The organism is Olleya sp. AS48 (assembly GCF_038900355.1).
Taxonomy (GTDB): Bacteria; Bacteroidota; Bacteroidia; order Flavobacteriales; family Flavobacteriaceae; genus Olleya.
Map to the genome: position 1 here is coordinate 102837 of NZ_JBBMRD010000007.1, position 11957 is coordinate 114793.

Annotated in this window: 9 protein-coding genes; all 9 read right to left on the bottom strand. The window is 31.8% G+C overall.

Features of this window, described 5'->3' with window-relative positions; translation table 11 throughout:
* Window positions 1-20: 20 nt before the first annotated feature.
* Window positions 21-782 (bottom strand): NYN domain-containing protein, encoded by a 762-nt coding sequence (locus tag WNY60_RS10145; protein ID WP_145001473.1) that lies wholly within the window; start codon window positions 780-782, stop codon window positions 21-23.
* Between the two features lie 561 nt (window positions 783-1343).
* The gene (locus WNY60_RS10150; RefSeq protein ID WP_145001472.1) at window positions 1344-2009 is read right to left on the bottom strand and encodes a response regulator transcription factor; all 666 of its coding nucleotides are present in this window, start codon (window positions 2007-2009) and stop codon (window positions 1344-1346) included.
* Window positions 2010-2012: 3 nt separating this feature from the next.
* A complete protein-coding gene (locus WNY60_RS10155) occupies window positions 2013-3647 on the bottom strand; it encodes an ATP-binding protein (RefSeq protein WP_342862293.1) in 1635 nt (544 codons plus the stop codon).
* Window positions 3648-3832: 185 nt separating this feature from the next.
* Window positions 3833-4567, bottom strand: coding sequence for an acyl-CoA desaturase (locus WNY60_RS10160; protein ID WP_145001470.1), 735 nt, complete (start codon window positions 4565-4567; stop codon window positions 3833-3835).
* 58 nt (window positions 4568-4625) lie between these two features.
* Complete coding sequence (locus tag WNY60_RS10165; RefSeq protein ID WP_342862294.1) at window positions 4626-5198, bottom strand: Crp/Fnr family transcriptional regulator; 573 nt, start codon at window positions 5196-5198, stop codon at window positions 4626-4628.
* 38 nt (window positions 5199-5236) lie between these two features.
* A complete protein-coding gene (locus WNY60_RS10170) occupies window positions 5237-6946 on the bottom strand; it encodes a serine hydrolase (RefSeq protein WP_342862295.1) in 1710 nt (569 codons plus the stop codon).
* Between the two features lie 338 nt (window positions 6947-7284).
* Window positions 7285-9192 carry an acetate--CoA ligase gene (gene acs / locus WNY60_RS10175; RefSeq protein ID WP_342862296.1) on the bottom strand — a complete coding sequence of 636 codons (1908 nt, stop codon included), beginning with the start codon at window positions 9190-9192 and terminating at the stop codon, window positions 7285-7287.
* A gap of 207 nt (window positions 9193-9399) precedes the next feature.
* Complete coding sequence (locus WNY60_RS10180) at window positions 9400-11295, bottom strand: acetate--CoA ligase (protein WP_342862297.1); 1896 nt, start codon at window positions 11293-11295, stop codon at window positions 9400-9402.
* A gap of 292 nt (window positions 11296-11587) precedes the next feature.
* Complete coding sequence (locus tag WNY60_RS10185) at window positions 11588-11953, bottom strand: response regulator (RefSeq protein WP_342862298.1); 366 nt, start codon at window positions 11951-11953, stop codon at window positions 11588-11590.
* Window positions 11954-11957 lie beyond the last annotated feature (4 nt).

Consider the following 11957-nt stretch of genomic DNA (forward strand, 5'->3'; position numbering starts at 1 on the left):
AGTAATAATTGTGTGATTAATTATCGCTTTCGACCTTTAGGTTTTACCTCTTTAATTCTGACATAAATTAGCTTCATGCGACCTCTAGTGTCCTCACGACTATCTATTTCAAACGCTGGAATACTATTAATTAAAGGTGTTAGTTTTTGAAAACCATAATTTCTAGAATCAAAATTAGGTTGCTTTTTTTGTAATAAACTTCCAACATCACCTAAAAATGCCCAACCATCGTCATCTGCAACATCGTCAATAGTTGTAGCAATAAGCTTAATTTCTTTTTGTGTGATGGTGTCATAATTATTTTTGGACTTAGAAGATTTGGTTGAAGGTTCTAATGTACTGTCTTCGGTTAGGTTTTTAAGTATTTCTATGTAAATAAACTTATCACAAGCGACTATAAAAGGGTTTGGCGTCTTCTTTTCTCCAATACCATAGACTTTCATTCCAGCTTCACGTAAACGCGTTGCAAGACGTGTAAAATCGCTATCACTAGATACTAAGCAAAAGCCATCTACTTTCTCTGAATATAAAATATCCATTGCATCAATAATCATGGCAGAATCTGTAGCATTTTTACCAGTAGTATAGCCATATTGTTGGATTGGAGTTATAGCATTTTCTAATAGCAAACTTTTCCATTTATTAAGATTTGGTTTGGTCCAATCTCCATAAATACGTTTAATTGTTGGATTACCATATTTAGCAATTTCTTCCATCATCTCCTTTACATATGCTGAGGGAATATTGTCTCCATCAATAAGTACTGCTAATTTTATATCCATAAGTGCTAAGTTAAAATTTATAACGTAGCTAAAGGTAATAGCTTTAAATTAAAAAACCACTCATTTTTGAGTGGTTTTAACAGTCTATGGATAAGCTATTATTTTCGTGTTGCTTTTTTAGCTAGTTTAGCAGCCTTTTTTTCTTTAGGCGATAAGGTCGCTTCCTTTTTTACATTTTTTTTTGCGTCTTGTGATTTAGCCATAATTATTGTTTTTAATAATGAATTACATATTAATTAAATGTAATGAAAAGTAGCATACAAATTAAAATTAAAACCATTAATTGAATTTTATTTTTAATTACAAGATTAATACAAAATAAAAAAGCCCTACAAAAAATTTGCAAGGCTTTAATCGAGAATACATAAAGTCAATTAGCTATAATTATTCCTGTAAACTCTAATCAATTTACTTGGTTATAGTAAATTATAAAAAAGGCAATCACTAAGGATTGCCTAAAGTTTTTTCCCTTAGAAAAAACATTATTAATTAATTAGCATACAATTTTAAGACTTGTTAGCTTATGTATTTTACGGTTTCCCGTAAAGACTTGTTTTTTTTTTAAATTAAACCTAAATCTTTTACGATTGCAACAAGATGTATGGCATTGTTAGCTTTAAATTGTATACGTAGTTTGTTTAGCTTTTTTTCGATAGTACTCAAGCTATTAGGCGAAATATTATCTATTTTTAGTTGTTCTCTAATTTGTTCTTGCGACAAACCATTAGATAATAATTTAATTAATAAAATGTCATAATCATCAATCTCTAAATTAGACTTTGGACTTAAAGCTTGTTGCACTTGAGGTGATAAATATTGACCATTTTGATATGTAGTTACAATAGCTTGATCAAGTTCTATCAAACCACGTCTACCTTTACAAACATAACCATCAATGTTATGTTTATTAACCAATACTCTTACTTTTTGTAATCTATCTTCTACCGAATAAACAATAATTTTTAAATCAGGATTCTGTTGCTTTAAAGCAGCAACAAGCTCTTCTCCTGATTTATATTTCTGGTCTCTATGATCTGCAATAAACGATAAATCTGTAATTAACAATTCAAATGGTTGTTGGTCGAGAATTGCTTTAGATATTTTAAGATAAGCATCATCACAATATTGTACTTGTGTGACATTAGTTATGGATAATTTACTTAAGACAGATAAAACACCTTGACTAATACTACCTAAATCATCTGATATAATTACTTTACTAAACATACTTTATAATATAATGTTTGCTTTAAACCCTTTATTGACTGTGGATGTAAAAGTAATTGTTCCATTAACAGATTGAATACGGTTTTCCACATTTTGCAAACCATTATTCTTTTTTAATAATGTTCCTACACCATTATCGTTGTAATTAATAGTCACTTTTTTATTGTTTTGACTAAAAACTACGACTACAATATTAGCTTGGCTATGTTTTTTCATATTGGTCATTAACTCCTGTAACACTCTGTAAAGTGCAGTCTTTTTAACATCTGACACCTTTTTCCAATCTACCTTTGCAATGTCCTTTGTAATCACATTAACCTGATTACTACTATAATTAGCTAATAAGTCTGTAAGTAGGATTTCAAAATCTTGATTAACATTTATTGTGCTATTTTCTTTAGAAATATCTCTAGTTTTAATGTAAATTTTTTCCAGATCGTCTAAAAAGTCTTCATTTATAGTGGCTTTACTCTGTAATTTTGTCATTATTTGATAGACATCATTTGCTACCTCATCATGTACTTTTTTAGATATTCTAGTTTCTGTTGTATAAACCTCTTTTAATTTTTCTTTTTTATGTTTTGCTCTAAAAAAATAGAGCAATCCCAAAGCTAAAATCAATATTACAACTGCTAATAATTGGTAGATTTGTTTTTGAGCTTTCTCTATTTGAGACTGTAATTGACTTTTACTAACGTTATATTTTAGCAAAGCAAACTTATTTTGACTTAGTTTTGTCGCTTTTAATAAGCTATCGTTTAAAAATGAATACTCCTTAAATACCGTATTATCTCCTAAATTATACCTTGTTTTAACTGCATCTAATTTGTAGGACAAACTGTTTACCTTATTAGCAACGTCATAGGCTTTTATTGCAAAGGATAAAGCTTGGACTGTATCCTTTTTACTTAAGTAATATTCGGATAAATTTTTATAACTTGGATATAACTCGGCTAAATTATCAACATTTTGACGTATGGTGTAGGCTGTCTTAAAATCGTCAAACGCACCATGATTATTTAATTTAAATTTTATAAACCCTAAATTATCAATAACTCTGGCCTTTTCTATTGAGTCTTCTACCCTATTAAATAAATTAGTTGCTTTTATTAATGTGCTCTGAGCTTTATTATATAATTTTTGATTTTTATAAATATTAGAAATGTTATTATACAACACCAAACTATCTCTTGAAGTCGAAGTAATAGATAACGCTTTTAAATACGTCTCATTAGCTTTATCAAACATGTTTTTTTGATTATAGACTTGTCCCAAAAGGTTTAAAACTCCTGTTGTTAGTTTAGTATTATAATTATTAACTTTTAGACCATCTAATATCTTTAAAGCTTCAACAGCACTTACTTCACTATCATCATAAAAACCTACTTTGTAGTCTATTCTTGCTAAAAAGTATAAATCATAAGCTATACCTAATTTGCTGTTTTTTTTCTTTTTAATTTCTAAATGCTCAATTAAATATTGATACGCCTTAGCTAGCGTTTCTTCAGAAGTTACTTTCTCTATAGCATTTGTATAGTATGATAAGCTATCTGTTTGATGCTGCGAAAAAGCCTTATTACTAAAAAGACAAGTAACGCATATATATATAAGAAGAAATAATTTTAGGTTGGTTTTCATACCTCTAAAATAGAAACTTATATTTAGTTATTTTAGTACTAAATTTACTTTTTAGTCACTAAAGCTTAATAGCCTATTTTACTTTTAATTTAGCTAAACCCAAGCCATTTGTAAAACATTAAAAAACAGCTCTATATAAAAATTAATCATTTTGGATTAAATATTTATGCAAAAAAAACTGCTAATTAATTAGCAGTTTTTTTTATTTTTATAATATGTAGTTTATCTAAAACATACATTATGCAGTATGTAAAATCAATTTCAAACCAACGTACACCAAAATTAGCACGTCCACTATGCGAGTGGTGATTATTATGGTATCCTTCTCCCATCATCAAAATATCTACAGGCAGTAAATTTTTAGACGTGTCACTAACTTTAAAATTACGATAGCCATAAATATGCGCAAACCAATTTATAATAACTCCGTGGATTGGTGCCATAAAAAAGGCGATAGGTAGTAATAACCATTGCCACCAAGCAGTTGCAAAGACACTAAAAAACACAATATAGGCTGCAGCCCATGATAATCTTGAAATTCTAGAACTTGCTATCTTATCAAATGCCTTCCATTGTGGTACATTTTTAGTAAACTTATCTGCTACTGCAATTCGTTTTTTATTAATATCCTGATAAATATTTTTTGTGCGCCACATCATAGTAAACAAATTACTATCGTATTTAGGTGAGTGCGGATCTTTTTCAGTATCTGCATAAGCATGATGCATCCTATGCATTACTCCGTAGCCATAGGCACTTAAATAATTTGATCCTTGAAAAACCCATGTTAATACAAAGCAAACACGCTCTGTCACTTTGGACATTGTAAAGGTTTGATGTGCTGCGTAACGATGTAAAAAGAAGGTCTGAAAGAACAAACCTGTATACCATAAAATTATGATAAATATTAAAATAGCCATAGACTTTGCTTTATTTACAAAGGTCTACATACTATTATGCTCATACAATGAACCTAAGTTAAGAAATTCGCTTTCTAATCCTACTTAAAGCCTGAGGAGTAACACCAATATAAGATGCTATATATTTTAACGGAATCTCTTTTATTAAGTTTGGACGCTCCGTAAACAAATTTAAATAACGCTCTTCAGCAGTTTCGTTTAAAAGCGATTGCTCGCGTTTTGATTTAATTAAAAACAAACGTTCTGAGGATAAACGACCAATTACATTACCTGCAAAACTTTTTTCGTACACTTCCTGCAGATCGTCATAAGATATGCTCCACATGGTAATATCCGTTAACGCTTGTAACTTATATAATGAAGGTTTTCTGGTCAAAAAAGAATCGTAAGCACTTACAAACTCATTTTTAAAACAAAATCCAAAGGTCAAATCTATTTCTTTTTCTTCCTTCGGAATTAAAAAACGAGCGATACCTTTTTCTATAAACGAAATATAGTTTTCAGTCTCTCCTACCCCAAGAATAGTCGTTTTCTTTTTAAAAGTTCTATTCTCTAATTTAGACGAAAACAGTTGCCAATCTTGATCAGATATTACCACTGTTTTTTCTATATATTCTCTAATATTAATCATATTTGCATGTACACTGCAAATATCGCGAATTAATTTTATTATTCTACGCGCTGACCTGGTAATACTTGACCATTTTGAAATAAAATCATACCATCTATTTGACCGTCTTTATTTGCTTTAAATTCCACTTTAGCCTCCACAACTTTTAAATAAAATTGATTTACTTCTGACGGATAAATTTCGAATTTTGATTGGTTAGTTGCTTGTAAAAATAAACGTCCATCGTTTGTTGAAATAGTAATAAAAAAATCTGGTGCTAATTGATATTTACCAACATACGTTTTTAGTATTTCTGGAGATATAACAACCTCTTCCAATACCACATCTAACGATTTTAAAACGTCTCTTGCATTGTCATTTGCTGGATTTAATGCTAAAGACTTTTTGTAGTTAGTGATAGCTAATGTTTGTTCTCCTGATTTTAAATATGCTTCACCTAATGAGTCATATGGGTTTGAAGCCTCCGGAAATTGTGCTACATTTAATTTAAATAATGCTAAAGCAATTTCTTTTTGGTCTTCTTCTAAAAACTGATAACCTAAAGTATTAAGCTGGTCTATATCAAAATTAAAAGTATTAGCTTGACTTACTTTAGCATCTTTATAAAACATGATAGCCTCATCTATATTACTATCCTTAATTTTTTTAGCCATCATCTTTGCTATCGATGGTTTGACAGGTTGTAATGGATATGTTGGAACCATTAATTTAATAGCAATAGCATCCACGTTTTCGTTACTATTTGTCAAAACTATTACGCCTTTTTTATCCGCTTTATCAATAGCTGACATTGCACAATAACCACCTGTTGCACCATTATGCATTAAAAATTTACCATTTTCAATATGCCAAGCTAATGCCATTTCTATACGCTGTTCTTCACTTTTAAAAGTAGACTGATGTGCTAGCTGCATCGCTTTATCTAATGGCGTGTTTCCAGAAGCACAGTTTAAATTTGCTTGGATATATTTTACCATATCACTGGTAGTTGACCTTATTCCTCCTGCTCCAGCTAAGGTGATAATATCCCAATTATTAGTTTCTGATAATCCTGCATGTCCTTTTGCTAAACGATTTTGCATTTGCTGTGTTAATACTATTCTGGTATCATCCATTTGTAAGGGATTAGCAATATGTTGTATTACTAATTCCTCAAAAGTTTGACCACTTTGAAGCTCTAAAATGTGACCTAATAATCCCATTCCTAAATTTGAATACTCACTAAAAACACCAATATCTCTAGTTAACTCGTAATTAGAAATAAAGCTATATAATTGTTTATAGGTATAATCTGCAAACGGATTGTTTACATCTTTTGGAGCCATATTATCTGGCATACGTGGTAAAGCTGACGTGTGTGTTGCTAAATGTTGCAATGTAATCTCTTTGCCATTTTTTGTAGGTACTTTAACTGTTTCTGGTAAGTATTTTGAAATTGGGTCGTTTAAACTCATTTCGCCACTATTAACCTTTAATGCTAAAATGGTCGTTGTAAATGTTTTTGAAATAGATCCAATCTCAAACACTGAATTTTTATTTACAGGTGTTCCATCCTTTATTGCAGTGTTACCAAAGCTATAATAGTCTATATTTTGACCATCAATATATCCAACTACAATACCAACATTAACTTGATTATTAACTCTTGATTGAATGTATGTTTTAACTTCATCTGGAATTAGAATGTCTTGTGATTTAGCTTGAAAGCTGACGATAAATACGATAATAATTACTATTAGTTTTTTCATTTTGGTAATGGTTTTGATTTATGCTAATAATTAACTTGAATATAGGCTAATGGTTAATTTATCCTAAAAATAAGACGTTTTTAATCTGTTTTTGTTACAAAAAAGTAATTTTTTAATAAATTATGCAGACTCAATTATTACGTTTTAATAAAAAAACGCAACCTAAAAAGGTTGCGTTTTTTGCATTAGGGATTGCAGTGGTATCCTTTTGCTTTTTTTTGCAAAAGATATAACGGAAAGCCCGACATTTTGTAGCTTAAGCGGAAAAGTGTAATGCCCAAATAAATAATTATATATTACTATTTAAGTTTGCTTTGTCCTACTTTTTTACAATGATACTACAGTACATTATCCATGATTTCTTGCACACATTCTGGGTTTAATAATGTACTTGTATCTCCTAAATTTTCTGTCTCATTACTTGCTATTTTACGTAAAATACGACGCATAATTTTACCACTTCGTGTTTTAGGTAATCCATTGGTAAACTGTATTTTATCCAACTTAGCGATTGGTCCTATTTGCTCAGTAATTAACTGATTAATCTCTTTACGTAAATTATCTTGATCCCTACTTTCTCCTGTTTCTTTAAGGGTTACGTAACCGTATAAAGCGTTTCCTTTAATATCGTGTGGAAAGCCGACAATTGCACTTTCTGACACAGCTGGATGCTCGTTAATAGCATCTTCTATTGGTGCAGTTCCAAGGTTGTGTCCTGAAACAATAATAACATCATCCACACGACCAGTTATCCTGTAGTAGCCAACCTCATCACGCAATGCGCCATCTCCTGTAAAATATTTACCCTCGTAGGCAGAGAAATAAGTGTCTTTATAACGTTGGTGATTACCCCAAATAGTTCTTGCCATACTTGGCCAAGGGAATTTTATGCACAAACGTCCATCGACTTGATTTCCTTTTATTTCTTGTCCATGCTCATCCATTAATGCTGGCTGAATACCAATAAATGGTAAGGTTGCATAGGTTGGTTTTGTTGGTGTTGCAAATGCGATTGGAGTAATCATTATCCCTCCAGTTTCTGTCTGCCACCAGGTATCTACAATTGGAGCTTTACGTTTTCCAACGTTATCATCGTACCAATGCCAAGCCTCTTCGTTAATTGGCTCGCCAACTGTACCCAATACTTTTAGTGAGGATAAATCGTGTTTTTCTAGATGCTCTACGCCTTCTTTTGCTAAGGCACGTATTGCTGTTGGTGCTGTGTAAAACTGATTGACTTTATGTTTTTCGACAATTTCCCAGAAACGTCCAAAATCTGGATAACTAGGAACACCTTCAAACATTACGGTTGTCGCTCCATTACATAATGGTCCATATACAATATAACTGTGTCCAGTAATCCAACCAATATCAGCTGTACACCAATACACGTCTTGCTCTCTGTATTGAAATACGTTTTTAAACGTATATGCAGAATACACCATGTAACCTCCCGTGGTATGCACCATTCCTTTTGGTGTACCTGTGGATCCTGATGTGTATAGAATAAATAACGGATCTTCTGCATCCATTATTTCTGGTACGCAGTCATGATAGGCTTCGTCCAAAAGTGGTTGTAACCATTGGTCACGACCTTGTTGCATATTTATGTCTGAGTTAATACGTTTTGCTACTAAAACAGTATTTACACCAGGACAATCCTGAAGTGCCTCGTCCACAATACCTTTTAAATCTATTGTTTTTGCACCACGATAAGATCCATCACTTGTAATTACCATTTTACAATCACTATCATTTATTCTGGTTGCTAAGGCTGTTGACGAAAATCCTGCAAATACAACAGAATGAATTGCGCCTATACGTGCACATGCTAATACAGAAACTGCCAATTCAGGAATCATTGGTAAATAAATACAAACTCTGTCTCCTTTAGCAACTCCGTTTTCTTTTAATACGTTTGCAAATCTACAAACACGATCGTGCAATTCTCTGTAGGTTATATGAAGTGCTTTTTCGTCTGGACTGTTGGGTTCAAAAATAATAGCTGTTTTATCACCTCTTGTATATAAATGTCTGTCTATACAGTTTTCGGTTATATTTAATTTTGCACCTTCAAACCATTTAACTTCAGGTTTATCAAAATCCCAGCTTAAAACGTTGTCCCATTTTTTACGCCACATAAAATGCTCTTCGGCTATTTCTTCCCAAAAACTCTCTGGGTTTCTGACGGATTTACGGTAAACTTGGTAGTACTCTTCTAAATGTTTTATGTGATAATTACTCATAATTAGTTTAATTTATTAAACACTTTACTTGTGTTTATTGGGATATTTATATTATTAATTTAGTTTTTATTTCTGTTTTTTCGAGACACTTTGACTGTGCTAAGTTTGACAAATAGCTATTTATCTTTTTACATCTCGATTCAATTTTTTCGTACTTCAAAAATCACGCGATGTGACGTATAATTTAAAGCGCATTGTATCTATATCTTATTTATGAATCCCAATACTATGGGTTTTATATACTATTTTTATTTCGTCTATAATAGTAACATCATCAATGGTTGATGGTATATTATACTGTTGTTCGTCCGCGATATTACGCAACAATTTACGAAGAATTTTTCCACTTCGTGTCTTTGGCAATCGGTTTACAACTAACACCTCTCTAAAAGAAGCGACAGCACCAATTTCGCGACGTACATCTTGTATAATTTCATTTTGAATGGCATCGTTATTTAAAGTTGTTTCTGTTTTTAAAACCACTAAGCCTAATGGCTTTTGTCCTTTAAGTTGGCAATGCACACCAAATACAGCGCATTCTGCTACAGATTTATGTGAGGATACAATTTCTTCCATTTCTGCAGTAGATAATCGATGTCCAGCAACGTTTATAATATCGTCTACGCGACCTGTAATAAACACATAGCCATCTTCGTCTTTGTAACCACCATCTCCAGAGAAATAATATCCAGGAAATCGGTCTAAATAGCCCGATTTAAAACGTTGTGGATTCCCCCAAAGGTTACTTAATGTTCCTGGTGGTAATGGTAATTTAATAGCAACGTAGCCTTCTACACTAGATTCTACTTCCTCTCCTTCTTCGTTTAATATTCTAACATCGTAACCTGATACAGGTAATCCAGCCGAACCTGGTTTTATGTCTTGCAAAGCAACACCAACCATATTTGCAATCATTGGCCATCCACTTTCGGTTTGCCACCAGTGGTCAATTACAGGAATTTGAAGTTTTTCTTCAGTCCAACTTAGAGTTGCCACATCACAACGCTCTCCTGCTAAAAACAAATATTTTAAACAAGACAAATCGAAACGTTTTAACATCTGACCATTAGGATCTTCTTTTCTAATAGCTCTAATTGCTGTTGGAGCAGTAAACATTGCTTTTACATTATGCTCATTAATTACGCGCCAAAACGTAGATGCATCTGGTGTTTTAATAGGTTTTCCTTCAAAAACTATAGTTGTATTTCTGTTTAATAATGGTCCGTAAGCTATAAAACTATGCCCTACAACCCACCCAACGTCACTTGCTGCCCAAAATGTTTCACCTTCATCTACTCCATAAATATATTTCATAGCGAATTTTAAAGCAGTTGCATAACCACCTGTATCTCTAATAATTCCTTTTGGAGTTCCGGTGGTTCCTGAAGTATATAATATATAAGAAGGATGTGTGGATTGAACTGCAATGGCATTCATTGATGGAGCCTCGTCGACTAACGTTTGATAATCAACATCGTAGTTTTTCTTCGGAATCTCAACACCTAATTGTCTATCAAAAACTATAACATGTTCTGGCTTTACTTCCGCTTTAGCGATTGCTTGATCTACAAAAGGTTTATAAGGAATAATTTTCTGGATTTCGACTCCGTTTGATGCAGTAATAATTGCTTTTGGCTTACAGTCATTAATTCTAATTGCTAATTCGTGTGGTGCAAAACCACCAAACACAACCGAGTGTATTACTCCTATCCTAACACATGCCAACATAGCGTATAACGCTTGCGGAATCATAGGCATGTAAATAATACACGTATCGCCTTTTTGCAATCCTAAACCTTGTAATCCACCTGCAAGTTTGGACACTTCGTGGTGTAATTGACTAAAAGTAATGTGTTGTTTTACATTAGTTACAGGAGAGTCGTAAATAATAGCATTTTGATTTCCAAATCCTTCTTTGATATGTTTGTCAATACACAAATAACTTAGATTAAGCTCTCCATCCTGAAACCATTGATCATAATCATATTTATCTTTAGATAATATGGTTTTTGGTGCTTTAAACCACTCCAATTGCATGGCTTGTTCTTGCCAAAACTGCTCTGGTTGGTCTATACTTTTTCTATAAAATTCTTGATAATACATAGCTAGACTTTTTTAGAATTAAATAAGCCGAACCAATTAGGATTAAGTACTTTTAACTTGACAAGTGCATAGATTATAAGCACAAAACAAAGTCCCAAAACAATTGAGAGCATTGGGCTTGTATAGGTTTGACTTTCAAATTTAAACCTAAGATAAAGCGTAGCGATAATATAAATACTAATTATAATATCTGACGCTAATGGGTTGATGTGAAATTTCATGTCTTTAAACTTTAATTAAACTTAGTTTGTTTGCACACAAAACCAATTTTAAATAAACTTAAAAAACTGTTTTAAGTCACTAGTTCCAATATTTCTGAAACTATTTTTTTTACAGAAAAAGGTTTTGTTAAATACTTATCTGCTCCAAGTTTTAAACCTTTTTCAATATCTGAAGCCTTATTTTTAGCAGTTAAAAACACCACTTTAGTATTCTTTAAACTGTCTGTATTTTTAATATGTGTTAATGTTTGATAACCATCTACATTTGGCATCATAATATCTAACAAAACTACATTAGGAATATGATATTTTAATATCTCTAAAGCCTCACTTCCATCTCTTGCAATAAACACTTCAAAACCTTGTTTTTTGAAGGTATATTCTAACGACATTACAATATTAGGTTCGTCGTCTACAATTAAAATTTTCTTCTTCATACTT